The sequence below is a fragment of the uncultured Roseovarius sp. genome (assembly GCF_963972555.1).
GTDB classification, from domain to species: domain Bacteria; phylum Pseudomonadota; class Alphaproteobacteria; order Rhodobacterales; family Rhodobacteraceae; genus Roseovarius; species Roseovarius mucosus.
Map to the genome: position 1 here is coordinate 140652 of NZ_CAXAUM010000002.1, position 26938 is coordinate 167589.

Sequence of the window (26938 nt, forward strand, 5' to 3'; positions counted from 1 at the left end):
GGGCGACGGGGGGCAGCGCCCCCCAATCCCGTCAGACGGCGATACGTGGCCGCCCACTCGCCTCTACCACGATTTCCGCCTCCAGAAACACCCGTCGCGCTTCGGCCTGCGCTTCCTTGACCTCACGCCGTGCTGTCACATGGATATCGACCGCCCCCGCCGCCTCGGCCTCGGCTTGCGCTTCGGCGCGCAGGACCGTCTCCAGCGCCGTCATCGCCGCGTCAGAGGCGGCATAATCCTGCGGCCCGCTCTCCAGATGCACGCGGTATTTGCCCTCGGACGGCGATGTCACCGTGCCGCCGCGCCGGATCGTGACCCGGCCCACAACCGCGCCGATCGCATTGGCCACGCCGCCATGCGCGGGCAGGATCATCTCGCATCCCAGCCGCGCGCCCACCGCGCCGTAATAGCTGGCCGCCGAGGCCCCCAGCCCGATCACCGGCACCGCCAGCCCGCTTTCGATCCGCACCAGCCCGCGATGCCCATCAAGGCCCCGCTGCATCAGAACATGCTCGGCCAGGGTCGCGGGAGAGAGGCCGAAATCCATCTCTTCCTCGGCAAAAGCAGTCTCTAACAAGGCCAAACTTGTCTGATACGTCAACCGATCCACAATCATCCGCGCCAAATGCTCCGGCCCCTCGGCCAGCCGGTTGCCCGATCCCGTCCGCTTGCGTGCCACCAGTTCCAGCGCCATGCGCGCGGCCTCGGCATCCCAACTGTCCAATCCGCCCAGCACATGGCTTGCGTCTGACGGCGTGATGCCCGCAACCTGCACCAGCCCGCGCCGCACCAGACGTGTCAGTGCCGCACCATCCATCCGGGTCTTGAGCACCTTGCCCACGGGGCGCACATCGTCCCCAATCCGGCCCAACAGTGCCTCTTCCCGCTCGCCAAGGCCACCGGCCTCAATCCCCGGCACCGCACGAACGAACCTTGCGTCATGCTCTCCGGGCGCTGTCGCGCGCAGTTGTTCCTCCAGCACGGCGCGCACCGCCGCGCCGGCCTCCGCCGCCATCAGGCTCACCGGAACCACACGACGCGGCCCAAGGGTCACGCCCCCCTCCAGCCCCTCGTCACGCACATGCACCTCGCTGTCGCCGCCCAGGCCAAAGGTGCGCATCGCCACCGCCTCGACCATGGTGCGCCACGCGCCCACCCGTGCGCCTTCGGGGTCAATCGCCGGTCGCCCCTCGCGCAGCACGGCGACATCGGTCGTCGTGCCGCCAATATCGGACACCAGCGCATGTTCCGCCCCGGTCAGCCAGCGCGCGCCCACAATGCTTGCCGCAGGTCCGCTCAGGATCGTCTCGATGGGCCGTTCCCGCGCCTGATCCGCGCTGATCAACGCCCCGTCGCCCCGCACCACCATCAGCGGCGCATGGATGCCCAACTCGCCCAGCTTGCCCTCGGCCCGGTCAATCAGCCGCGCAATCATCCCGATCAGCCGCGCATTGAGCAGCGCGGTCAGCGCCCGTTTCGGCCCGTTGAGCTTGGCCGACAGGTGATGCGACAGGCTGACAGGCCGCCCTGTCGCCGCGCGGATCATCTCGGCCGCCGCCAGTTCATGCGCCGGATTGCGCGTGGCAAAGAGCGAGGCCACCGCATAGGCTTCGGCCCCTGTTCCAGTCTCTAACCAAGCCAAAAGCGCGTCTTTGTCCAGCGGCTGTGCCTCACCCCCGGCATGGTTGTGACCGCCTGTCAGGACAAGGGCGGGATCACCGCCCAGCGCCTCGGCCAGACCATGCGTCTGCAAATCCGCCGCGCGAAACCCGATATAGACGAGGCCTGCGCGCCCGCCTTGCCCCTCGACCAAGGCATTGGTCGCAAGCGTGGTCGAGAGCGAGGCAAGTCCGATCTCGGCCACATCCGCCCCGCTCTCGCGCAGGACCGTCTCAACCGCCTCTCCGATCCCGATCGCCAGATCGTGCCGTGTCGTCAGCGCCTTGGCGCTTGCGATTACCTCGCGCTCATCCCGGATCAGCACGGCATCGGTATAGGTGCCACCCGTGTCCACGCCCAACAACAATGCCATCTGCCTGCCCTCTTTGCCTGTCAGGCTAGGGGTGTAGCGGGTTTTGCCGCCTATGCCAGCCCGTTTGCGTCACGATCCAGTCGCAGCACGGCCCAGCGCGCCGCATCCGCCACCGCCGCATCGGGATCCTCGCAATGGCCCTGCGCCACACGGCGCAGCGAACCATCGCCGGAATTTCCAATCGCATAAAGCACGTTGCGCAGGAACCGGTCGCGCCCGATCCGCTTGATGGGGCTTCCGGAAAACCGTTCGCGAAACGCCGTATCGTCGAGCGCGGCCAGGTCCGCCAGCCGTGGCGCCAGCAGGTCGTCGCGCGCGTGATACTTCACCTCGCGCGCAGCCACGGCAAACTTGTTCCACGGACAGACCGCCAGACAATCGTCACAGCCATAGATCCGGTTGCCCAGACCGGGGCGCAATTCCTCGTCCACCGGGCCTTTGTGCTCGATCGTCAGATAGGAAATGCAACGCCGCGCGTCCAACTGATAGGGCGCCGGAAACGCATCGGTCGGGCAGACATCCAGACACGCGCGGCACGACCCGCAATGATCGACTTCCGCCAGATCAGTCTCTATTTCAAGGGTCGTGAACACCGATCCGATAAAGAACCAGCTTCCCAGATCACGGCTCACCAGATTGGTATGCTTGCCCTGCCATCCCAGCCCCGCTGCCTGCCCCAGCGGCTTTTCGGGCACGGGGGCGGTGTCCACAAACACCTTCACCTCGCCGCCGCCTGCCTCGATCAGCCAACGCGCCAGCCGCTTCAATCGCTTCTTGACCGTATCGTGATAGTCTCTGTTACGGGCATAAACCGAGATATTGCCGCAATCCGACCGCTTCAGCCCGGTCAGGGGATCCTCCTCGGGCGTATAGCTTTCGCCCAGCATGATCACAGTGCGCGCCTCGGGCCAGAGCACTTGTGGTGCGCCGCGCCACGCGCTGCGCTCCGCCAACCAGCCCATCTGCCCGTGATAGCCCCGCCCGAGAAAGGCCGCCAAACGCTCCGGCACATGCCCCACATCCCAAGGACGACACAAACGACAGGCGTCAAACCCTTCGGCCTTCGCCTGCGCAATCAGTCTCTGTTTCAGCCCAATAGTCATCTGGCGCAACATACCTCTGGGGCAGCGCCCCCCGATCTAGAAATCCAGATCGGCATAATGCGCGGGCGGTGGGAATCCCGGCACCTGGTCCGCCAGAATCCCGCGAAACGCCGGGCGCGACTTGATCTTGGCGTACCAATCCTTGACCGCCTCGCTGCGTGTCCAATCCACGTCGCTGATATAGTCCAGTGCGCTCAGATGCGCGGCGGCGGCGAAATCCGCCAGCGTCATCACATCCCCCGCCAACCAGCGCCGGTGATCCAACAGCCATGCCATGTAATCGAGGTGATACTTGATCGCCTTGGCCCCGTCCTTGACATTTCGGCTGTCGGGAAAGCCCAGTTTCATCACCTTCTTGTTCACCCGCTCGTACACCAGCTTGGCTGTCACGTCGCGGTGGAACTTGTCATCGAACCATCCCACCAGCCGCCGCACCTCGTAGCGGGCATCGGTGCCCTTGGGCATCAGGGAGGGTTCGGGATATTTCTCTTCCAGATATTCGCAGATCGCCGCGCTCTCCGACATGGTCTTGCCGTCGATCCGCAGCACCGGCACCTTGCCTGCCGGATTACGGCGCAGGAAATCGGGGTCCTGCTCCCAATAGCGCTCTTCCACCAGCTCGCACTCGATCCGCTTTTCCGCCAGACTTAGCCGCACCTTGCGGCAAAAGGGCGAGAGCGGGACATGATAGAGCTTGGCCATTGACGATTACCTGTGGTCTTGGGGGTCGCCCTTCAATGCCCCCTTTGGGCGTGATTTTCAATCCTCGAAACAGGACGCGCGCCCATCTCGGTCAATCGTTGCCGCCCCGTCGAGGATTCCGGCGGCCCGATTGCGCAACGCCTTTGTTGGCTTTGACGCCGAACGCCCCTTGGGATCGGGCAGTACTGCCGCCAGCCGCGCCGCTTGCACCGCGCTCAGATCGGCGGCACTGACGCCGAAATAGTGCTGTGCTGCGGCCTCGATCCCGAAAACCCCCTCATCGAACTCCGCCACGTTGAGATAAACCTCGACGATCCGCCGCTTTGGCCAGAGCGTTTCCAGCGCTGGTGTCAGGCTCGCCTCCAGCGCCTTGCGTGCCCAGTTGCGCCCGTGCCAGAGATAGACATTCTTGATCACCTGCTGACTGAGGGTCGAGGCCCCGCGCCCGGACCCTTCGGCAATCGCGGTGCGAATGGCGGCCATGTCAAAGCCCCAGTGCTGGCAGAAATTGGCATCCTCCGCCGCCACCAGCGACCGCGCCATCACCGGCGCGATCCGCGTCATTGGCACCCAGTCGTGCGCGATCCGCCCCAGCCGCCGCTCTTCCTGACCCATGTAATAGGTCTTGGGCGGCGCAACCTCGCGATGCAGGGCGATCACCCCCAGCACGATCAGCACCGCAACAATGCCCCACCGCATCAGCCATGCGGTCGGGGTCCATCGGGGCCTTGCCCGGGAGGGGGCGGATTTGCGCGCGCGTGCCATGGCCCAGCTATAGCGCTCCCTGCGCCTGGGCAAAACACCTTTGGCGTAGGCTGTTTTCTTCTTGGCGAAAATACTCCGGGGGTCCGGGGGCGGTGCCCCCGGATTTCGTCTCTATTCCGCCGGAATCGCCTCTGGCGTCATGCCAAGAGGGTGGCTCAGCTTGTTGAGCATCTCCTTGGGGCAAAGCTGGATGAAATGCGCCCGCTCCCGGTCCCAGTATTGCAGGATATCCTGCCCACGGCGGCTTCCGGTTTCGGCGACATGCCGCTCGATCAGGCCTTTCAACTCGGCTTCCCAATGCGGCTCTGTCACGGCACAACTGACCAGGGTTTCGCCATTGACCAGCGTTGGCGCACGGCCTTCCGGATCATAGAGATAGGCCATGCCGCCGGTCATGCCCGCGCCGAAATTGGCGCCGATGTCGCCAAGGATCACCGCAACACCGCCAGTCATGTATTCGCAACCGTTGCTGCCACAGCCCTCGATCACCACCCGCGCACCCGAGTTGCGCACCGCAAACCGCTCGCCCGCGCGACCCGCGGCAAAGAGATAGCCGTCGGTTGCACCATAGAGCACGGTATTGCCGATGATCGTGTTCTCGGCCGCGACCAGCGGGCTCGCCATGGATGGGCGCACCACGATGGTGCCCCCCGACAGACCCTTGCCGACATAGTCGTTGGCATCGCCGGACACCTCGATCTTGAGGCCGGGGGCCGCAAAGGCGCCCAGCGATTGCCCCGCACTCCCCGTCAGTTTGACCGTCAGGTGATCCGGTTGCAGGCTGTTGCGCATCCCGAACTTGCGCACGATATGGCTCGAGACCCGCGTGCCCACCGTCCGATGCGTGTTCTGCACCGCATAATGCAGCTGCATCTTCTCACCATCGTTCAGGAACCGCTGCGCATCGCGCACGATTTCGGCGTCCAGCGTATCGGGCACCTCGTTGCGCGGCTTGAGCCGGTCATAGCGCTGATGCTGCGCCCCATCGACGGTGATCAGCATCGGATTGAGGTCGAGATCATCCAGATGCGCCGATCCCCGGCTGACCTGCGTCAGCAAATCCGCCCGCCCGATCACCTCATCGAGGCTGCGCGCGCCGATAGAGGCCAGGATTTCCCGCACCTCCTGCGCGTAGAAGGTGATGAGGTTGACCACCTTGTCGGCATTGCCGGTGAACTTGGCGCGCAGCGCCTCGTCCTGCGTGCAGACACCAACGGGGCAGGTGTTCGACTGGCACTGACGCACCATGATACAGCCCATGGCAATCAATGCGGCCGTGCCGATACCGTATTCCTCGGCCCCCATCATCGCCGCCATGACGATGTCGCGGCCCGTCCGTAGCCCGCCATCGGTGCGCAGCGTGATCCGCTCGCGCAGATTGTTCATGCTCAGCACCTGATGCGCCTCGGTCAGCCCCATTTCCCAAGGCAGGCCGGCATATTTGATGCTCGTTGCCGGGCTTGCCCCGGTGCCACCGTTATGACCGGAAATCAGGATCACATCCGCCTTGGCCTTGGCCACACCGGCGGCAATTGTGCCGACACCCGATTGCGCCACCAGCTTGACGCAAACCTTCACGTTCGGATTGATCTGCTTGAGGTCATAGATAAGCTGCGCCAGATCCTCGATACTATAGATATCGTGATGCGGCGGCGGTGAAATCAGGGTCACACCCTCGGTCGAATGGCGCAGCCGTGCAATCAGCTTCGTCACCTTCATCCCCGGCAACTGCCCGCCCTCGCCAGGCTTGGCACCCTGGGCGACCTTGATTTCCAGCTCCTCGCAATGGTTGAGGTATTCCGCCGTCACGCCAAAGCGGCCCGAGGCCACCTGCTTGATCTTGGCCGACGGGTTGTCGCCATTGGCCTCCGGCGTGAAATGCGCCGGGTCTTCGCCACCCTCGCCACTGTCCGAGCGCGCGCCGATCCGGTTCATGGCCACATTCAGCGTTTTATGCGCCTCGGGGCTGAGCGCCCCCAGCGACATGCCCGGCGTGACAAAGCGCTTGCGGATCGCGGTCACGCTCTCGACCTCTTCGATCGGGATCGCCTTGCCCAGCGGCTTGATCGCCATCAGGTCGCGCAGATGAATGGGCGGATTGGCCTGCATCGCGGCGCTGTAGCGTTTCCAGAGCTCATAGCTCGCCTTGTTGCAGGCGGTTTGCAGGATATGCATCGTCTGCGCACCCCAGGCATGGGTTTCGCCCGATTTCCGCGCCTTGTAGAATCCGCCGATGGGCAGAATATCCTGCGTCCCGCGCCAGCCTTTGCTGTGCACCTCTTCCAGCTTGGCCTGAATCCCGCTCACGCCGATGCCGCTGATGCGGCTGGTCAGACCGGGGAAATATTCCGCGCACATGGCGCGGCTCAGGCCCACCGCCTCGAAATTCAGACCGCCGCGATACGAGGAAATCACCGAAATCCCCATCTTCGACATGATCTTCAACAGGCCTTGATCAATCGCCGCGCGATAACGTGCGACCGCCTCGGTCAGGCTGCCGTCAATCAAGCCGCGCGCAATGCGGTCTGCGATGCTGTCCTCAGCCAGATAGGCGTTGACCACCGTTGCCCCCGCCCCGATCAGCACCGCGAAATAATGCGGGTCGATACATTCGGCGGACCGCACGTTCAGGCTCGAGAAGGTGCGCAATCCCTTGCGGGTCAGGTGGCTATGCACCGCACTCGTTGCCAGAATCATCGGCATGCCGATGCGGTTTTCGTTCTGGTATTGATCGGTCAGGATCAGGTGCCCGGTGCCCGAACGGATGGCATCCTCCGCCTCGGCGCGGATACGCTCCAGCCCCTCTTGCAGGGCGTTCTTGCCGGGCGCAAAGGTACAGTCGATCTCGGTCACATCGGCGTTGAACTGCTTGATCATCTCGGCCCATTGGGCGTTGCCCACGAACGGGCTTTCGAGCACCAGAATCTCGGTCTGCGCGCTCGATTCATCCAGCACGTTCTTGAGGTTGCCGAACCGCGTCTTGAGGCTCATCACCCGGTATTCGCGCAGGCTGTCGATGGGCGGGTTCGTCACCTGGCTGAAATTCTGCCGGAAAAAATGGCTCAGCGGGCGATACTGCTTGGACAGAACGGCACTCGGCGTGTCATCGCCCATGCTCGCCACGGCCTCTTTGCCATCCTCGGCCATGGGGGCCAGAATCTGCTCCAGTTCCTCGATGCTGTAACCGGCTGCAATCTGGCGCTTGCGCAATTCCGCCCCGGTATAGAGCGGCGCTTCGCTCACACCCGAGAGCGCGTCGTCCAGTTCGTTGATCTTGCCGACCCACTCGCCAAAGGGCTGTGCATCCGCCAGCCGGTTCTTGATCTCGGCATCGTGATAGAGCTTGCCCTCGGTCATATCCACGGCCAGCATCTGACCCGGCCCAAGCGCGCCCTTTTCCTTGACGGTGCGTTCGTCAATCGGGACCATCCCGGCCTCGGACCCTGCAATCACTAGCCCGTCGCCCGTTACCACATAGCGCATCGGGCGCAGGCCGTTGCGGTCCAGCCCGGCGCAGACCCAGCGCCCATCGGTCATCGCCAGCGCCGCAGGGCCATCCCACGGCTCCATCACCGAGTTGCAATAGGAATACATATCGCGCCACGACTGCGGCAATTCCTCGGCCTGCTTCGACCAGGATTCCGGCACCAGCATGGTCTTGGCCATGGGCGCGGACCGTCCGGCGCGTACCAGCACCTCGAACACGGCATCCAGCGCCGCGCTGTCGCTTGATCCTTGCGGGATGATCGGCTTGATATCCTCGGCCAGATCGCCAAAGGCGCCGCTTGCCATACGGATTTCATGGCTCTTCATCCAGTTGGTATTGCCCTTGAGCGTGTTGATCTCGCCATTATGCGCCAGCATTCGGAACGGCTGCGCCAGCCACCATTGCGGGAAGGTGTTGGTCGAATAGCGCTGGTGATAGATCGCAAAGGCGCTCTTGAACCGCTCATCCATCAGGTCGGGGTAGAACACCGCCACCTGCTCGGCCAGCATCATGCCCTTGTAGATGATGCTGCGGCAGCTCAGGCTTGCCATGTAGAATCCCATGATCCCGGCCGCTTGCACCGCCTTTTCGATGCGGCGGCGGATGACATAGAGTTCCCGCTCAAAGGATTCCTCGTCCAGCCCCTTGGCATCGGAAATCAGGATCTGCTCGATTTCGGGGCGGGTTGCATTGGCCTTCTCGCCCAGACAGGAAATATCCACCGGCACGTGCCGCCAGCCATAGATCGTATGGCCCATGCGCAGCACTTCGGTTTCCACGATGGTCCGGCACTGCTCCTGCGCGCCGAAATTGGTGCGCGGCAGGAACACTTGGCCAACCGCCACCAAGCGGCTCTCGTTCGGCTCATGCCCTGTGCGGCGAATCTGATCGTAAAAGAACGACACCGGAATCTGCAGGTGAATACCCGCCCCGTCACCGGTCTTGCCATCGGCATCGACAGCGCCCCGGTGCCAGATCGCCTTGAGCGCGTTGATCCCCGCCTCGACCACTTTTCGGCTTGGCTTGCCGTCAATCGACACCACCAGACCGACGCCGCAAGAGGAATGTTCCTCTTCCTCGGCATACATCCCGTTCTCAGCCATCCAAGTGCGCTTGGCTGCCTCGCGTGCCGCCCAATTGCTATCGAAGTTTGACATCGCGATCACTCCTCATTCGGCGCAAACAGCGCTTCGGTTTCTTCTGTCGTCAGTTTCCGGTGCTCACCGGCCAGTTCGTATCCCTGCGGGCACTTGTCGGCATAGAATTCGAGCGTCATCTCGCCACCCGCGGCGTCCTCGAACAATCCTGCCGACGGGTGGCGCACACCATCCGCAACCGTCCCGTACCAAAGCGTCGATCCGCAGGTTTGACAAAACCCGCGCTCCGCCCATGCCGACGACGGAAAAGAGGTGTACGGGCCGGTGGCCTCGACGCTGCCGGGTAGAGTGGACACCGAGATGAACATGCCACTGGTGTGCTTGCGGCACATTTCACAGTGACAGGCGCGCAGGTTGGGCTCTTCGACCAAGGCGCTCACTGTCACCGCGCCACACAGGCACTTGCCTTCGATCCGTTTGGTCCCGCTCATTTCTCACCCCCCACATGCCGTTCGGCCGCCTCATACTCGGCCTGCGTCATGCGTCGATGCCCGCCAGACAGCGTGACAGAGACAAATGCCTGATCCACGTAGATCTCATGCGACAGGCTCAGGTCCCGCGCATCGTCGAACAATCCCGGCATCAGTTCGTAGGGTCCGTCATCGTCTTTGATCCAAAGTTGCGTTCCGCAAGCGCCGCACCAGGCCCGCTCGGCAAAAGACGACGAGCGATAGCGCTGCACCGACCCTGCAACCTCGACCGATTCCACAGGAGCCTCCAGAACCCACATCGCGGCACCGCTCCAGCGGCGGCACATAGAACAGTGACAGGCGCTGACGGCACCGGCATGCGACAGCACGGTGATTGTCACCGCGCCGCACAGGCAATGTCCTGTCATTGGTCCTGTCACTTGTCTTCACCCTTCCTTTACCCGGTGAGTCAGATTGTCTGTCTTATTGTCTCGTCACGCTCCGCCGGGGCACCGGCGGAATACCGACGTGATACCGACGCAATACCGCTACTCCGCTGCAACCGCCTGCGCGCCGCCCAGATAGTCGAGAATCGCCGACGCCGAATCGCGCCCGTCACGGATTGCCCAGACCACGAGCGATGCGCCGCGAACGATGTCGCCTACCGCGAAAACACCCTCCATCGCGGTCTGCCCGGTGGTGAATTCCGCCTTGACCGTACCCCAACGAGTGACTTCCAATTCTTTTTGATTCCAAAGGCTTGGCAAGTCCTCAGGCTCAAATCCAAGCGCCTTGATCACCAGATCGGCAGGCGCATCCTCGACTGCGCCCTCAATCGGCTCCGGGCTCTGTCGCCCCGTGGCATCCGGCGCACCAAGACGCATCTTCTGCACCTTGACGCTTGTCACCGGATCACCAACAAAGCCGACAGGCGCGCTAAGCCATTCAAATTTAACGCCTTCTTCCTCGGCATTGGCCACTTCACGTTGGCTGCCGGGCATGTTCTCGCGGTCACGCCGATAGAGGCATGTGACCGATTTGGCCCCTTGCCGAATGGCCGTGCGCACACAATCCATAGCGGTATCGCCGCCGCCAACCACAACAATGCGCTTGCCCGCCGCGTTCAATTCGCCGCTTTCATATTCCGGCACCTGATCGCCAAAGCACACCCGGTTGCTCGCCGTCAGGTAATCAATTGCCCGCACGATCCCCTTGGCGCCGGCCCCCGGTCCTTCCAGATCACGGCTCTTGTAGACCCCGGTGGCAATCAGCAAGGCGTTGTGTTTCTTGCGAATTTCGTCAAAACTGATGTCCGTTCCCACATCGCAATTGAGCACGAATTTCACGCCACCCTGCTCAAGCTGTTCGACCCGGCGCATGACCACGTCCTTTTCAAGCTTGAAGCCGGGTATGCCATAGGTGAGCAAGCCGCCGCCCCGGTCATAGCGGTCATAAACCGTGACCTGCACCCCTGCCCTCCGCAGCACATCCGCCGCCGCAAGACCACCGGGGCCCGCGCCAATAATTCCAACGGATTCAACACGTTCGACGCTCGGCGTGATGGTTTCAACCCAGCCTTCTTCCCAGGCAGTGTCGGTGATGTATTTCTCGACCGCGCCGATCGTGACCGTGCCATGGCCCGACTGTTCGATCACGCAATTGCCTTCGCAGAGCCGGTCCTGAGGGCAGATACGCCCGCAAATCTCTGGGAAAGTATTGGTCAACTGGCTGATTTCATAAGCTTCCTTCAGCCGTCCCTCAGCCGTCAGGCGTAGCCAGTCGGGGATGTTGTTGTGCAATGGGCAATGGCTTTGGCAATAGGGCACGCCGCATTGGCTGCACCGTCCGGCCTGTTCCTTGGCCTTGGCATCTGCAAATTCGGCGTAGATTTCATGGAAATCCTGCCGCCGATCCTCCGCGCCACGTTTCTCGGGCATGTCCCGCTCAACGGTCACGAATTTCAGCATGGGTTGCTTGGCCACGGCTTTTCCTCCCGAGTCAACTGGTCGCGCAGGTTTACAGCAGTCCCTTCTGGATTAAAAGTCATAAACTATGACCTATTATGAATTATTCTCAAACCATCCGTCTGCATTGTTCAGTATTTTTTCATAAATTAATACCGATTCGGACCTACAATCAACTTTGCCTTTTTGTGCCAATGCTTTATACGATTTCAAAAACAGACTCGGGACAGGCAGCATGGCGCTCTTTCACATTTTTCTTGTCGCCATCGTGCAGGGAATCACCGAGTTCCTGCCGATTTCCTCGTCTGGTCATCTGATCCTGTTGCCGAATCTTTTGCACATCCCGGATCAAGGCCAGATCATTGACGTGGCGGTGCATGTGGGTACTCTCTTTGCCGTGATCTTCTATTTCTGGTCCGACCTGCGCGGTGCGATCCTTGGCCTGCCTCGCCTCATCACGGGCCGCGCTGACACACCCGGCGCGCGGCTTGCGCTGCTTTTGATCGTTTCGGCGGTTCCAGTGATGCTCGCTGGCCTGTTGCTCAAGCTGTCTGGGTTCAATGACGCGCTGCGGTCCATTGCGGTGATCGGGTGGGCCACACTTGTCTTTGGCGTGCTGCTCTATTGGGCGGATCAGAAAGGCGAAACTGTCAAAACCAGCGAAGGTTGGACCCTGCGCGATGCCATTCTGCTGGGTCTGTGGCAGGTCATCGCGCTCATTCCCGGCACGTCCCGGTCTGGCATAACCATCACCGGGGCACGGGTGATGGGCTTTGCGCGTGGAGATGCCGCGCGCCTCTCGATGCTCATGTCGGTGCCGACGATCATCGCCAGCGGTGTATTGCTGGGGGCAGAGGCGGCGATGCAGGCGGATATGGGCGTGATCCACGACGGCGCGATTGCCGCCGTATTGGCCTTTGTCGCCGCGCTCTTGGCGCTCAGTCTGATGATGCGCCTCCTGCGCAGCGTCAGCTTTACGCCCTATGTGATCTATCGCATGGTGCTTGGCGTGGCCCTGTTGGCCATCGCCTATAGCTAAGGGTCAGCGCGCACGAAGGTTCTTGGCCGATTCCTTGATTGCCGCATATTGCCCTGCCGGACGGAACCGCCAGAGGTAATCCGGCAACACCGCCCCAACCGCAACCGGCGTGATGCCAAGCGCGTCAAAGCCTTTGGCCCCTTCTGCCACGACATTATCCCGACGCAGGCTGCGCACCTGATCGCGGGTGATTTGCGGCGGCACAAGGCCAAGGGTAACTGTCTGAGCCAGTTCCATCGCCCCCGCCATCAACGCGGCCACTCCAAAGGGAATATTGATGATCAAGCGCCGCCGACGGATCACCTGCAACATCTGCTGCATGAGGTCACGAAAGCTGATCGCCTCCGGCCCGCCAAGCTCGTAAATGCCCGGCGCGGTGCGGCCCATGGCCCCCATGACCGCAGCCTGTGCCACGTCATCCACATAAACCGGCTGAAACCGCGTGTCGGCACCCACCACGGGCAGAATGGGGCCCAGCCGCGTCATCCCGGCAAAGCGGTTGAAAAACTGATCTTCGGGGCCAAAGATCACCGAGGGCCGAAGGATCACAGCGTCCGGGAAATGCTTGAGAATACCTGCCTCACCTGCCGCCTTGGAGCGGGCATAGTGGCTGTCCGACGTGGCATCCGCCCCAATCGCCGACAAATGCACCAGATGTGCCACCCCTTCTTCTGTGGCGATCCGAGCGATCCGTGTGGCGCCCTTGTCCTGCACTGCGTCAAAGCTGTTCTTGCCCTTGCGGTCAAAGGTGCCCACGCAGTTTACCACCGCATCGGCCCCCTGCATTACGGCACGCACAGAGGCATCATCGCGGATGTTGCAGAACACCGGTTCGACCTGACCGACAACGCCATAGGGTTTGACATGCATCGCCTCATTGGGGCGCCGCACCGCTACCCGCACCCGCCAACCGGCCTGCGCCATGCGCCGCGCAATATAGCGGCCAACGAACCCAGATCCGCCGTAGATGGTGACAAGCTTTGACATTCGGGCCTCCGAGGCTATGCGCGTATCCTCACGTTCCTATCGCTCTCGCGCGATTTGGACAAGACGATAAGGCAATTGCAGCCAAGCGACAAAATCGCCGTTGACACCATCCGAGCCGAGCGATAAACGCCTGCCTCACGACACCTGCCCAGGTGGCGGAATGGTAGACGCGCTGGCTTCAGGTGCCAGTGGCCGCAAGGCCGTGGAGGTTCGAGTCCTCTCCTGGGCACCATATAAAACAGATAAGTTATTGTTTTATAACAAAAAAAGTGACAAGAGGGCTTGTCGCATTCCCCTAGTTATACACCCCTTGTGCATTGGTCATCTCTGAACATTGGCGCGAAACCCAGTTCGCAATTCTGCTGTGATTTCAGCATGGGGCGCGGATGATCTTCACCGCCTCATCATCGCGAAGCGGACGCAACATCAGCCCCGGCCTATTCGCCCTAGGCTGAACGATTTCTCGCGCAATACCAGAACTAGGTTTGTAGGCTTGGTTGTTGCCGGTCGAGGCTATCGAGCGCTCTTTCAAGGTCATCAAATCCGGCCCAAGGTACCGAAACTCGCTACATCATGGACTACGCCGATCACGACGTGCTGGCCTAGCGCAGGCGCGCGATTCCGGGCGGTGGAGGTCAGACGACAGCGGGGTCTTCCTCGGTTATTTTCGACATAGTCAATGGCTCTCTACGAGGTCGCGCAAAGCGCTTACGATGGTCATGCGATGGCGGCGTACGGTTTCCGCGCCACATTCTTGACCTTGGCCAATGAAAGTGGCCTATGGAACCCCTTTGTTATCGAGCGTGCGCTGGCCCATGTCGATGGTAACAAGATCGGTGACGTCCCAAGTCGTGGTGTAGCTGTCGGTGGCCATCGGGTTTTTCGGTAGGGTCGGGTTGCTGAGCCAACCTGAACCGAAGGATAATCGCAGCAATCCACCATCAGACAGACGGTTACCAGGATAAGTGAACTGTTTAATCACGCAGGTCCCGAGTGCACCCGTATGTTCGCGGCGCATCACCTCTGCGTAGCCGGTGACCTCGCCAGTGTTGTGTGTTATGGTTTGCGCGCTGGCAGACGCGCCAAGAATGGCAATTTTCATAACCACAGTCCTCTTTAGAATAGTGGTCAGGCCCCTGGGGGCTGTTGTGTGCTCTCCAAAATCTCTTGGTAGAGGCGAAGATGACGGGCAACTGCGGTGGCAGGATCGTTGTGCGTACGTGCCACGAGGTGGCTGCGCAAGCCACGCGCAAGCGCCTCCTGCGAGCGCGGGGCTGCGAGTGCCCAGACCAGACCTTTGGCAAAATCCTCGGCATCTTCGTAGCGCGCGATATATCCGGTGTCTTTATGCTTAATTAGTTCGATGACGTTTCCAACCGGGAAGGCTACTGCGGTGGTGCCTGACATCATGGCTTCGATAAGGGTCTGCGGCGCGTTGTCTTCGCGCGATGGGAAAGCAAACACATCTGCTGCAGCATAGATCAGTGATAGGCGGTGTGGATCATTGACATAGCCCATGCTATGAACTGGCATATCAAGGTCTAGCTGGCTACCCCCAAAAAACACGACTTCTACATCCGCCATTCTAGGCATTACACGCAGATGCTTCAGGCTCGCGCGCAGGATGTCTCCACCCTTGCGTCGGTTGTCCAGACTATCAGCGCCGAAAACGATCAGCTTTTTATTCAGGGGCAGCCCAAGGGTGCGACGTGCGACTATCTTATTAATGGGCTCAAAGTCATCTGACGGGAAAAGGTTTGGAATGACATGGACTTGCCGATTCCCCAACAACGATGATTGCCGCACACATCCTGCCAGCCACTCAGACGGACAGATTACATCCAGCGACTTTATTTTTGCGAATGCCTGCTGTTTTTTCTTCCAAGCCTTATGTGGTAGATCACTGGGTCCCGTCAAAAGTGGACAGTTGTCGCATTCCTTTTCATAGCCCGTACAGCCTTCTGAATAATGACATCCGCCGGTGATCGAGTTCATGTCGTGTAAGGTCCAGACCACGGGTTTGTCCCGTAGCAACTCGGCAATCCGATCATAGTCGAGCATTCCCACTACCCAGTGAAGATGCACGATATCGGCATTGGCGATCACGGCTCCTAGAGCGGTGGGGTCGACGACGCTGCCAGTTTTCGAAAATAGCTCTCGTGCGGAAAGAGCGGGTTCTTCCTGCCGGTTCAATACACCCATGCGTCGCCAAGAACTGCGAAGGGTTTCTTCCTCGATACCCATGGCATGATGAGCACTTTTGATCGGCACACGCCAGATATAAGGCGCATTCTTGCGGGGAAAGACAGTGTATAGCGTCACCTCATGTCCCCTTGCCCGTAGCGCTTCAACGCTGCGCAAACAAGCCAGACCGGCACCGCCATGGTCGCTGGATGAGAGAACGGCGATACGCAAGGTATCATTAATCTGGGCGGTTTTCTTCTGTCGCGCTGGTATCTTAGCAAAATGGTTCAGACGCTCTTTGAAGTATGAGCTAAGGGCTGAGTTGCGGGTTTTCGAAAGGTCTCCATTTCCCGCAGCCTGAAACGCATAGGCGAGGCGGCGGAAGAAATCGCATTTCTGCGTGGCGTCAAACCGGCTATCCAGGGTTTCGAAAAACCTCATGTTCCAATAGTTGCAAAGCAGATGTTCGCCGAGGGATCTGTGTTCCTTATCCACCAGTTCTGTCCAAGCGCGATACCGCCACTCAATCTCGTCAAGGTATTTACGAAAATTGAACACGTTCATCGCACTATTGGGATTTGCACGATACTTATAAACGACATCTGCGATCACGCTGACTTTTCGCGCTCGGCAGAGGGCCTGAACAAGAAAAATACTGTCCTGCCCCATTTTCAAATCTTCAGGGTAGAACACCCGTTTTGCGAAACTGGTGCGGTAAATATACGACCAGTGCCCTTCAGTCGACTTCAGCAGGTCTGGATGAGCGGCCAAGGAAGTGTTGACGATAGGGCTTTCGGATGGATCAATCCCTTTGCGCACGGCTTTGGATGCTTGCCCAAGCAACAGCTGTTCGTGCATGAAAGCACCCCGCACCATGTCGGCGCCATCTTTGTCTGCCTGCTCAACCAGTGACTTTAGCGCATCGGGCGGAATCACATCGTCTGGATCGATATGAAAGATGTACGTTCCACGGGCCAGAGCGATGCCCCGATTGCGTGTCGACCCTAGGCCCACGTTAATTTCGTTGCGGCGGATTCTGATGCGGTTATCCCGACGCGCATAATCGGCGAGGACTGCAGCCGATCCGTCCGGCGAGGCATCATCAATGCAGATGATCTCAATATCCGAAAGGGTCTGGGCAAGTAAGCTATTGAGGCAGTCGCTCAACGTCTCTTGAGCGTTGTAGATCGGCAGAATCACACTGACAGTCGGGATGGGTCTTCTGTCAGTGGCGCGGCGTTCGGCGGCCGAGGCTTGATTATTGACCGAGCGGGGTTTCAGCGTAGGGGAGAAGGCATTGAGATCTATGTCCTGCCAGGCTTTGTGGCCCTGTGCCTCGCGATCCAACGCATAGGCAGTGGCGGCGGCGCGAAATTCCGGGTTGCGATAATTGCGCGAAATTTCGCACAGACGCTCGGGCGAAACCCGCTCGAGATCCGTGAGGTCACGCATCGCCATCACCGACATGCTGGGGTAACGGTCGCGCAGTGCTCGTTCACGCTCTTCATAAAGTTGGTCGAGGTTGACGCTCGACACGCCTTCCATCGAAAAGTTCAACAGTGGCTCGGGTAAGAGGGAGTGGGAGTATCCCTTCCAGAACAATCCCGCTGTATAAACCCGGTCTGCAATCACCCTATAGGATGTGTCATAGGGGCCAAATTCGTCATACAGCCATGCCGGTACCAGCATTGTTTCATGACGCAGGGGCATACGGAAATCCACCCCGGCATCGAAGGGCGATGGTGCTTGCACCCGGATGAAGTGCCCGTTGCCATCAACGTAGTTGGCCAAGGCCGAAACGAAATCGGAACCACTATCCTGATGGGCTTGAACCAGCTTTTCTACGGTTTCCAGTTCATACCAGTCGTCGGAATTCAGAAACAGGATGTAATCGCCCCGGGCCAGCTCCAGCCCTTTGTTCATAGCGAAATATAGCCCTTTGTCCGGTTCTGACACGTAGTAGTCGATCAGGTCTTCATGGGCTTTCAGAAGGTCGACCGTGCCATCGGATGACCCTCCGTCGACCACTACATACTCGATGTTGGAATAGGTCTGATTGCGGACTGATTGGAAGGCCTGTTCGATCGTCTTAGCCGAATTCCAGCATACGGTGATGATTGTCACCAGCGGCGTGCCTTCCCGCCCTTCTGGGATTTCGCCTTGAAGGCGCTTGCCTCCCTCAGCCTGACGCTTACCAGTCAGGTCAGGATAGCGGGTGTGGCGGCCGACAAACTTATCGGTTTGGGAGACCAATGCTTTAGGTATAGTCTTATTCATAGTCTCGCACCTTGGTTCCGTTCAAAACAAGGTACGCCTTTCATCTCTCAATACGATCCGAATATCCGAAAGTCATAAAATCCTCCGCATAGAGCGCGCGAATTATTTCTTCAGCTTCCGGTGACATTCTTTTCCACGCATCAGGTTCGTTGAATGCATTTGCCTTGGGCACAATGACTTTATGATCATTTGTGCCGTAAAATCGTTTCATCAAGTTAACCAAAGAAGCTTCGACTTCTTCAAGTCTGTAAATTGCTACCGGTTTGGGCGATCCATTAACCCAATTTGACTGCAATTTTGTCTGCAAAAGTTCGTGATTCTGGACGTAACGGCTCTTTAGAAACTCCTCAAAACTCATGTCCTTGATTTCTCGATAGCGCTCCGAATTAGGTCTGTATTTTGCATCAGTCCTAAGCGTGAAAGTGTACGCCGAGTAAGCCCGCGCAAAGGGGTTTCTGGAAAAAGTAAAGACATAATATCCCTTGAAACTTTCCGGTCCCATGGCTTTTGCAACGTCTCTCGCAAGAGAATGCTTAAAAAGACCAAATCTCTTTTTGTAGTTTTCAGCGTATTTATCCCAACCATCATCGAAGTTTGGATTTAACGATATGTCTTGAGGTCGCAAATTCCGTTCTAGACACTTGCTTACTGAAGTCCCGCCATTTTTTGGGATGTGAATAAAGATAAAATTTTTCGAGTTGCAAATGATCATGTTGGTCTCCGATTTAAATTCCAAGTTCCGTGTTCTTCTCTCCGACGAGAAAAACAAAGGTGTGCTTACCCGTGTCCAGCCTCTCGAGTAAGGCCTGTGCAGCGGGCTTGATATGTCGCGGCTAGGTCGACCTCATATTCCATGCAAGCATTAGACAGACCGTCGATGACTATCGGCCTGAACGCGCAAATCTCTCATCCTCGGCCAGCGCGTCCTGTATGTTTCGCCCAACAAAGCCAAAGCCGCCGACGAGGATCAGGGAATGTGTCATGGAGTTATGCGTCCTGTTATAAGTATCAAGTGGTTAGTCTTTTGCATCGCGCATTTTTGAGGCAGTCGGGATGCTCAACGTGATCGCTGCGGGTTATACCGGACCCCGCACAATTTTGCCATTCTCGAAATGGATGCCGCATTCGGTCTTGTCGCTGTCAGCCCAACGCCCTGAGCGCGCATCCTCGCCGGGACGCACCGCACGGGTGCAGGGTGCACATCCGATCGACGGATAGCCCCGCGCCTTGAGCGGGTGTTCAGGCAGGGAATGGGCCGCGAAATAGGCGGCCACATCGTCGAGTGTCCAGTCGATCAGTGGATTTACCTTGATCCAGCGGTCCTGTGTCTCGAAGAGCTCCATGTCGGAGCGGGTTACGGCCTGTCCCCGCTTGCGCCCAGTGATCCAGCAATCGAGACCGCGCAGCGCCTTAATCATCGGCAGTGTCTTGCGCACATGGCAGCACAGGTCGGCATTGCGCACGTACAATGTGCCATCGGGGTCCTCGGCTCGCAGGCTGTCGGGACGCGGTAGTACAGTCTGGATGTTGCACAGACCTAGATCAGCAATCAGCCGGTCACGATAGTCAAGCGTCTCGGGAAAATGCTTCCAAGTGTTTAGAAATATCACCGGCACATAGGGATCGATCCGCGCCACCATGTGTAAGAGTACTGCTGCCTCTGCGCCGAACGAGGACACAAGCCCGATCCGGCCTGGGAAGTCCCGGCGGATGACCTCCTTCAGAACCTGTTCGGCTCTCAGCCCCTCATGCCTGGCAGTCAACTCTTGCGCACGCTTGCGCATTTCCAGCCTGGCTGTGGTCTCCAAAGGTACCATTGGTTCTCCCTGCCGATGCGGGGACAGATTCCTCATCTGATCGAAATCGTTGATATTGCCGCAGTGCAGCAGGATCAATCTTAAACTGGGTCCACGGTCTTGGTGGGTGTAGATTGCCCAAAAACTGGGCAATCTGGGTCTTCAGTCTATCGGTTAGCGCCAGAGCGACACACAAGGGATCTTAGTCTTGTCGCACCGATCGGCATACTTCTGCGCAATCTCACGTACCTCGTCCATCACGCCTTCGGAGAGTTTGATTGGCTCCAGACCCATACCGAGAAAGCGGTCATTGGCCACATGCAGATCGTTTTCTGCCGCCTCATTACGGGGATTCTCAAGGTATGCGATCTCGGCACCCATCATGTCGTGAATCATCTGCGCCAGATCGCGCACCCTGTGGGTCTCGGTCATCTGGTTGAGGATGTTCACGCGCTCTCCCTTTTGCGGAGGATTCTCCAGCGCAAGTTCGATGCAGCGGCACGTATCCTGAATGTGTATGAACGCACGGGTCTGTCCACCTGTGCCATGTACTGTCATCGGATATTCCACAGCTGCCTGCATAATGAACCGGTTCAAAACAGTGCCATAATCTCCGTCATAATCGAACCGGTTGATCAGCCGCTCATCCATCCGTGTTTCTGCTGTCTGGGTGCCCCAGACGATTCCCTGGTGCAAATCGGTGATTTTGACCTGGTCATTTTTGTTGTAGAAGTGAAAGAACAGCTGATCCTGCGACTTGGTCATGTGGTAAATAGAGCCGGGGTTGGTCGGATACAGGATTTCCTGCTCAGCCTCGCCCTCGGGCGTGTCGATCTTGACCTTGAGATAACCCTCGGGGATCTTCATGCCGGCGGTGCCGTAGCCATAGACGCCCATCGTGCCCAAGTGCACAAGATGAATATCCAGATCGGATTCCACGATTGCGGCCAACACGTCATTGGTTGCATTGAGATTATTGTTGACGGTGTACCGTTTATGATAACTCGATTTCATCGAGTAGGGTGCCGCGCGCTGTTCAGCGAAATGGATTACCGCATCGGGCTGTTCTTCTTTGAATAGCGTCAGGAGTCGATGATAATTCTCGCCTACTGTGAAGTTATGAAATTTGATTTCCTTGCCGGTCAACTCTTTCCAGACACGAATCCGTTCCCCAATAGGGCGAATCGGGGTAAGGCTTTCGACCTCTAGCTCAACATCAATGTTCCGACGCGATAAATTGTCGACGATGATTACATCATGCCCTCGGTTGGAGAGATACAATGCATTGGGCCAGCCACAAAATCCGTCCCCGCCCAGAATGATCACTTTCATGTCAATTTCCCTTTTTGCAACTGCCGTCTTGGACGGGCATTAGCAAGTCAACGCTAAAAGCAAAAGCGATAAATTAAATGCAACTGCCGTACAGGCTGGCGCTAGATTTTATCTACGCAGACCGAATGGCTGCAAAAGTGAGCGCAGTTTTGATACTTGCGGTCGACAAATCCAAGGCACGAGTCGGAGTTCGAGAGGCAACCATCCGAAACGCTCATTGCGCCAGATAGTCTTGCTGCTTCATAAAAGAAAGCAATACACCGAACTAGGCTTTGACACCCAAACGAAGAGAGTAGGCAACACCATGGACAAAAACTGGACATCGTTCCTCAACAACGAAGACACTTTGTCCAGATATGGCTTTTGCATTTTTGCCAGTACTGGAACACCTGATAAGTTAATCGCCTGTACCGTATCCGAAGCGGCTTCTATTCTGCGGGAAAAGCCTGATTCAAACCTGTCAGTACTTTATCGGCCACCGGTTCAGGCTCTGGGGGCAGAGCTAAGCGCCAGCGCAAGCACGGCTGATGCTTTGACTGGTTGGACTAAGATCGTAGCAAGTTTGCTGCAACTTCAGCGAAAGTACCGCCGCCGGATGAGTTTTTTCGAAGCGCCCGACGAGGAGAATCCCAACCTTGAGGCGAAAGCGGCATTTGGCGAGGCAGTAAAATCTACAGCCCTGCCCAAGTGTCAGAATTGGTCCGCACGAGCCAAGACCTTTGAACCTCTAGCTGCACTTCTACTGGATTTGGATATTACCACTCGGGAGTTGGCCGAAGAGCTAAAGGCTGCAACCCGTGGCGGGTTTATTGACACGCCTGACAATACTGAAGCTCTAGAAGCTCTAGCGTCGGCATTGAGCGCTCAACTCATATCAGAGCGCCAGGCTCAGGAAACCATAATTCGGCTTGAGGCAGACCTTCAAGAATTGGCGACGCTGGCGGAACGGTGCCCGGAGTCGCAAGGCCAAGTAGAAGAACTTCATACCGAACTAGAGAATGAAAAACATATTGGCTCCAAGTTGCAGGAGCAGGTAGTCGATCTCGAAGCTGCCCTTCTTGCCTTAGACCGTGATCACCAGAATGCTGTGTTGGAAAGGCGGGTAATCGAGAGCGCGAAACAAGATCTTGAGACGGAGTATCAGCGCTGCGTAGAAGAACTGACTTATGCACTCCAATCAGTCTACACTTCGACCTCATGGCGTATAACCGCTCCTGCGCGCGCTATCATTAGACTTTTTAGGCGGTAGCGTGCCCCTTTGCGTTTGGTGGAGCGTTTCACGCAAATTCAGGAAAAAATCGGAAAACATTCACCCTTTCCGAGTCTTCACGAAAGCGGAAATGGATCGAAACCGGGCACACCAAGTGGCGGTGAATTTATGGCAAACATTGCGACATACAATGGTCATTGCCCCCGGATCGAACATGGCGACGAACACCGCCTTGGGGGCATAGAGCAAGCAGCCTCGCCTGAGCTCCGCTATCCTCTTGCGGATTGCTTCTGTCGGAAAATTACTTGATTCTCGGCATTAAAGCGCAGTTTTAATGCGCCTCGGCCCAATTCTTGCCATGGCCCGCATCCACCACTAGGGGCACATCGAGATGCACCGCCGGGTCCGCGGCCCCTTGCATCACGGCACGCGCGACGTCGATCAAGCGATCTACGCTGTCCTCGGCCACTTCGAAAATCAATTCGTCATGAACCTGCAACAGCATCTTGCAAGGCAACCCCTCGATCGCTTCGGGCATGCGGATCATGGCGCGGCGGATGATGTCCGCCGCCGTTCCCTGAATCGGCGCATTGATCGCGGCGCGGCGGGCGAAGCCGGCGCGCGGGCCCTTGGCGGCAATCTCGGGCGTATGGATTTTCCGCCCGAACAGTGTCTGGACATAGCCGTGATCCTTGGCAAAGGCGATGGTGGCGTCCATGTAATCCTTGATGCCCGGAAACCGTTCGAAGTAGCGGTCGATGAATCCCTGCGCCTCGCCTCTGGGGATGCGCAGATTGCGCGCAAGACCAAAGCCGGAGATGCCATAGATCACCCCGAAATTGATCGCCTTGGCCTGCCGCCGAATCTCGGGCGTCATCTGGTCAAGCGGCACGTTGAACATCTCTGACGCGGTCATGGCGTGGATGTCATGCCCGTCGCGGAACGCTTGCTTGAGTGTCTCTATTCCTGCGATATGCGCCAGAATTCGAAGCTCGATCTGGCTGTAATCGAGACTGACCAGCCGGTTGCCGGGCGCGGCGACAAAGGCCTCGCGGATGCGCCGCCCCTCTTCGCTGCGCACGGGGATATTCTGCAGATTGGGATCGGATGACGAAAACCGCCCCGTGCTGGCCCCGGTTTGCAGATAGGAGGTGTGCACCCGGCCTGTGTCCGGGTCGATGTGATCCTGAAGCGCGTCGGTGTAGGTGGACTTGAGCTTGCTCAACTGCCGCCAGTCCAGCACGCGCGCCGGCAGATCATGCTCGGTTGCCAGATCCTCCAGCACGTCGGCGCCGGTGGCATAGGCGCCTGTCTTGCCCTTCTCCCCGCCCGGCAAGCCCATTTCGTCAAAGAGGATTTCGCCCAACTGTTTGGGTGATCCGACGTTGAAGCTGCGCCCCGCCAATTCGTGAATCTCGGATTCGAGCGCTGCCATCTTCTGCGCGAACTTGCCCGACATGGCGCGCAGCGTGTCGCGGTCGACCAAGACGCCGTGCCGCTCCATCCGCGCCAGAACCGGCACCAACGGGCGCTCCAGCGTCTCGTAGACGGTGGTGACCTGGGCACGGTGCAATTGCGGCTTGAACGTCAGCCAGAGGCGCAGCGTGATATCGGCATCCTCGGCGGCATATTTGACCGCCTCGGCGACCGGCACGCGGTCAAAGGTGACGGCGGATTTGCCGCTGCCCAGCAGGGATTTGATCGGAATCGGACTATGGCTCAGATAGCGCTCCGAGAGTGTGTCCATGCTATGCCCATGCAGACCGGCATGCAGCGCGTAGGACATCAGCATGGTGTCGTCGATGGGGGCCACGGTGATGCCATGGGCGGCCAGGATCTTGGCGTCATATTTCATGTTCTGCCCGATCTTGAGGATGGCCTCATCCTCGAGCACGGGTTTGAGGGCCTTCAGAACCTCCTCCAGCGGCAATTGCCCCTCGGCCCGCTTGTCCGAGCCAAAGAGGTCATCCGCCGTCCCGTCCTTGTGCGCCAGCGGGATGTAACAGGCCTGGCCCGGTGCCGTGGCCAGCGAAATTCCTACCAGTTCGGCCTGCATCTCGTTGAGCGAGGTGGTCTCGGTATCGAAGGCGACATAACCTTGGGCGCGGATGGTGGCGATCCAGGCGTCCAGCGCTGCGCGATCCGACACACAGTGGTATGTATCAGGCTCTATTGCGGGCCAATCGGCAGTTTGTTCGGGCGTGTCATCCGAGGGTCGCGCGACAGGCTCGGGAATGGTCGGAGCCTCCTTGCCCAAGGCCTCGGCAATGCGTTTCGACAGGGTGCGAAACTCCATCTGCGCCAGAAAACCCAACAAGACCTCGGGATCGGGATCGCGGACTTCGAGGTCGTCGAGCGTAAAGTCGAGCGGTGTCTTGCAATCCAGCTGCACCAGGCGCTTGGACATCTCGATCTGCGCGCGCTTTTCAATAAGTGTATCGCGCCGCTTGGGCTGTTTGATTTCTTCGGCGCGGTCGAGCAGCGCCTCAAGCGAGCCGAACTCGTTGATCAAGAGCGCCGCCGTCTTGATCCCGATCCCCGGCGCCCCGGGCACGTTGTCGACGCTGTCCCCGGCCAAGGCTTGCACATCGACCACCCGGTCCGGGGCCACGCCGAACTTCTCGCGCACGCCCTCGACATCAATGCGCCGGTTCTTCATCGCATCCAGCATCTCGACCCCGTCGCCGACAAGCTGCATCAGGTCCTTGTCAGAGCTGATGATCGTGACCCGTCCACCCAGATCGCGCGCCTGACAGGCGAGCGTGGCGATGATGTCATCGGCCTCAAATCCCTCTTTTTCCTCGCAGGCGATGTTGAAGGCGCGCGTGGCCTCACGCGTCAGTGGAATCTGCGGGCGCAGATCTTCGGGCATCGCCTCTCGGTTGGCCTTGTAATCGGGGTAGAGCTCGTTTCGGAACGTATAGCTGCCCTTGTCAAAGATCACCGCCACATGCGTGGGCGCGTCATGGCCGTTGTTGCCCTCGACATAGCGTTGCAGCATGTTGCAAAAGCCAGACACCGCCCCGATGGGCAGCCCGTCGGATTTGCGGGTGAGCGGCGGCAGCGCATGATAGGCGCGAAAGATGAACGACGAGCCGTCGATCAGATGCAGATGACAGCCTTTTCCGAATGACATGGATTGCCCTCCCGATCAGGCTTCTTCTTGGCGTAAATACTCATATCCCAACGCCCGATCCGGGCGCCCGGTCGATGGCTCAGACCTTGCCCTCGAAATCCTTGTGGACCAGCTTGGCATCGCAATAGGGACATTCGACAAATCCCGTCTCATGAGGGATCTGCAGCCAGACGCGGGGATGGCCCAAGGCACCCTCGCCCCCGTCGCAGGCGACGCGATAGCTGTCCACAATGCGGGTTTCCGGGGCCTGCGTTACCATCGGGGCGTTTCCTTTTGCCGTGCTTTCCACTAGGTGCGAATATGAGTGAACACAAGCCGAGGGGCAAGAGCAGCATGGCGTCCAATGCCATTGAAATCCGCGGATTGACCAAGACTTATGGCGGGGGGCGCAACAGCCCGGCCAAACAGGCGCTCAAAGGGATCGACCTTGACGTGCCGCAGGGGTCTGTTTTTGGCCTGTTGGGGCCGAATGGCGCGGGCAAATCGACACTGATCAACATTCTGGCGGGATTGGTGGTCAAAACCGCGGGGCAGGTGACGATCTGGGGCTTTGACCAGGACCGCAACCCGCGTCAGAGCCGCGCCTCGATCGGAGTCATGCCGCAGGAACTGAACCTCGATCCGTTCTTCACGCCACGCGGCGCGCTCGAAGTGCAGGCGGGGCTTTACGGCGTGCCCAGGCGCGAACGGCGCAGCGACGAAATTCTGCGCCTCATCGGGCTAGAGGACAAGGCCGAGGCCTATGCGCGCACGCTGTCTGGTGGCATGCGGCGCAGGCTTTTGCTGGGCAAGGCGTTGGTGCATCATCCGCATATCCTTGTTCTGGACGAACCGACCGCCGGCGTTGACATCGAATTGCGTCAGATGCTGTGGGAAAATGTGCGGCGGCTGAACCAGCAGGGCATGACCATCATTCTGACCACGCATTACCTCGAAGAGGCCGAGGAAATGTGCGACGAGATCGCAATCATCAATCTGGGCGAGGTCGTGGCGCGCGACAGCACCGCCAATCTCTTGGGCCGGCTGGATGCCAAGACGATGATCATTCAGCCCGACAAACCTACGGAGCTTCTGCCAGAGGGTGAGGGTCTTACGGTCACGCGGCGCAGCGATGGCGCGCTGGCGATTTCCTACAAATCCGGGGCGACGCCTGCCGAAGCTGTGCTTGCCGCTGTCCGTGCCGCAGGAATCACCATCCGCGATGTGAAAACCGAACAGGCGGATTTGCAGGATGTGTTTCTGGAACTGACGCGGAGCAGATAGCGCCTGTGAAGGACCCAAACGGAGGATGCCAGCCTATGCCGACACCCTCCGTTCCCCACGTGCTCCCTACGCACCACACGTGTAACTTGATCAG

19 protein-coding genes and 1 tRNA gene are annotated in these 26938 nt (G+C 59.0%); 4 read left to right on the forward strand and 16 right to left on the reverse strand.

Annotated features, from left to right (window positions below; all coding sequences use genetic code 11):
* Window positions 1-31 precede the first annotated feature (31 nt).
* The 8 genes from AACZ65_RS02500 to AACZ65_RS02535 form a co-directional block, all read right to left on the reverse strand.
* A complete protein-coding gene (locus AACZ65_RS02500) occupies window positions 32-2032 on the reverse strand; it encodes a hydantoinase/oxoprolinase family protein (protein WP_339667758.1) in 2001 nt (666 codons plus the stop codon).
* Window positions 2033-2082: 50 nt separating this feature from the next.
* Entirely contained in the window at window positions 2083-3135 is a 1053-nt protein-coding gene (queG, locus tag AACZ65_RS02505) for a tRNA epoxyqueuosine(34) reductase QueG (protein WP_339667759.1), read from the reverse strand.
* A gap of 36 nt (window positions 3136-3171) precedes the next feature.
* Window positions 3172-3837 (reverse strand): glutathione S-transferase family protein, encoded by a 666-nt coding sequence (locus AACZ65_RS02510; protein ID WP_037276049.1) that lies wholly within the window; start codon window positions 3835-3837, stop codon window positions 3172-3174.
* Window positions 3838-3894: 57 nt separating this feature from the next.
* Complete coding sequence (mtgA, locus tag AACZ65_RS02515; protein WP_339667760.1) at window positions 3895-4536, reverse strand: monofunctional biosynthetic peptidoglycan transglycosylase; 642 nt, start codon at window positions 4534-4536, stop codon at window positions 3895-3897.
* 177 nt (window positions 4537-4713) lie between these two features.
* Window positions 4714-9246, reverse strand: coding sequence for a glutamate synthase large subunit (gltB, locus tag AACZ65_RS02520; protein WP_339667761.1), 4533 nt, complete (start codon window positions 9244-9246; stop codon window positions 4714-4716).
* Between the two features lie 5 nt (window positions 9247-9251).
* On the reverse strand, window positions 9252-9677 hold the full coding sequence (locus AACZ65_RS02525) for a GFA family protein (RefSeq protein WP_339667762.1): 426 nt from the start codon (window positions 9675-9677) through the stop codon (window positions 9252-9254).
* Entirely contained in the window at window positions 9674-10084 is a 411-nt protein-coding gene (locus AACZ65_RS02530; protein ID WP_339667763.1) for a GFA family protein, read from the reverse strand. The genes AACZ65_RS02525 and AACZ65_RS02530 overlap by 4 nt, the downstream gene beginning before the upstream one ends.
* 120 nt (window positions 10085-10204) lie before the next feature.
* Complete coding sequence (locus AACZ65_RS02535; RefSeq protein ID WP_339667764.1) at window positions 10205-11638, reverse strand: NAD(P)-dependent oxidoreductase; 1434 nt, start codon at window positions 11636-11638, stop codon at window positions 10205-10207.
* Window positions 11639-11855: 217 nt separating this feature from the next.
* On the opposite strand from AACZ65_RS02535, the gene AACZ65_RS02540 reads away from it, so the two are divergent.
* Window positions 11856-12659, forward strand: coding sequence for an undecaprenyl-diphosphate phosphatase (locus tag AACZ65_RS02540; protein ID WP_339667765.1), 804 nt, complete (start codon window positions 11856-11858; stop codon window positions 12657-12659).
* 3 nt (window positions 12660-12662) lie between these two features.
* On the opposite strand, the gene AACZ65_RS02545 is transcribed toward AACZ65_RS02540, so the two are convergent.
* Complete coding sequence (locus tag AACZ65_RS02545; RefSeq protein WP_339667766.1) at window positions 12663-13646, reverse strand: complex I NDUFA9 subunit family protein; 984 nt, start codon at window positions 13644-13646, stop codon at window positions 12663-12665.
* Window positions 13647-13792: 146 nt separating this feature from the next.
* Between AACZ65_RS02545 and AACZ65_RS02550 the strand changes: the two genes are divergently transcribed.
* Window positions 13793-13878: transfer RNA gene (locus AACZ65_RS02550), tRNA-Leu, on the forward strand.
* 546 nt (window positions 13879-14424) lie between these two features.
* Here AACZ65_RS02550 and AACZ65_RS02555 read toward each other — a convergent pair.
* The 5 genes from AACZ65_RS02555 to AACZ65_RS02575 all read right to left on the reverse strand — a co-directional run bounded on the left by AACZ65_RS02555 (window position 14425) and on the right by AACZ65_RS02575 (window position 21235).
* On the reverse strand, window positions 14425-14748 hold the full coding sequence (locus AACZ65_RS02555) for a hypothetical protein (protein ID WP_339667767.1): 324 nt from the start codon (window positions 14746-14748) through the stop codon (window positions 14425-14427).
* 26 nt (window positions 14749-14774) lie between these two features.
* On the reverse strand, window positions 14775-18107 hold the full coding sequence (locus tag AACZ65_RS02560; RefSeq protein WP_339667768.1) for a glycosyltransferase: 3333 nt from the start codon (window positions 18105-18107) through the stop codon (window positions 14775-14777).
* 40 nt (window positions 18108-18147) lie between these two features.
* Window positions 18148-18819: a sulfotransferase family 2 domain-containing protein gene (locus AACZ65_RS02565; RefSeq protein ID WP_339667769.1), complete on the reverse strand. Its 672-nt coding sequence runs from the start codon at window positions 18817-18819 to the stop codon at window positions 18148-18150.
* Window positions 18820-19183: 364 nt separating this feature from the next.
* On the reverse strand, window positions 19184-19924 hold the full coding sequence (locus AACZ65_RS02570) for a phosphoadenylyl-sulfate reductase (RefSeq protein WP_339667770.1): 741 nt from the start codon (window positions 19922-19924) through the stop codon (window positions 19184-19186).
* A gap of 153 nt (window positions 19925-20077) precedes the next feature.
* Window positions 20078-21235, reverse strand: coding sequence for an NAD-dependent epimerase/dehydratase family protein (locus AACZ65_RS02575; RefSeq protein WP_037276020.1), 1158 nt, complete (start codon window positions 21233-21235; stop codon window positions 20078-20080).
* Between the two features lie 304 nt (window positions 21236-21539).
* Between AACZ65_RS02575 and AACZ65_RS02580 the strand changes: the two genes are divergently transcribed.
* Window positions 21540-22484 (forward strand): hypothetical protein, encoded by a 945-nt coding sequence (locus AACZ65_RS02580; RefSeq protein ID WP_339667771.1) that lies wholly within the window; start codon window positions 21540-21542, stop codon window positions 22482-22484.
* A gap of 292 nt (window positions 22485-22776) precedes the next feature.
* On the opposite strand, the gene polA is transcribed toward AACZ65_RS02580, so the two are convergent.
* Together polA and AACZ65_RS02590 are read right to left on the reverse strand one after the other, a co-directional pair.
* Window positions 22777-25581, reverse strand: a complete 2805-nt coding sequence (gene polA / locus AACZ65_RS02585) for a DNA polymerase I (RefSeq protein ID WP_339667772.1) — start codon at window positions 25579-25581, stop codon at window positions 22777-22779.
* A gap of 79 nt (window positions 25582-25660) precedes the next feature.
* Window positions 25661-25840 (reverse strand): zinc-finger domain-containing protein, encoded by a 180-nt coding sequence (locus AACZ65_RS02590; RefSeq protein ID WP_037276823.1) that lies wholly within the window; start codon window positions 25838-25840, stop codon window positions 25661-25663.
* Between the two features lie 74 nt (window positions 25841-25914).
* On the opposite strand from AACZ65_RS02590, the gene AACZ65_RS02595 reads away from it, so the two are divergent.
* A complete protein-coding gene (locus AACZ65_RS02595) occupies window positions 25915-26844 on the forward strand; it encodes an ABC transporter ATP-binding protein (RefSeq protein WP_339667773.1) in 930 nt (309 codons plus the stop codon).
* Window positions 26845-26938: the final 94 nt, after the last annotated feature.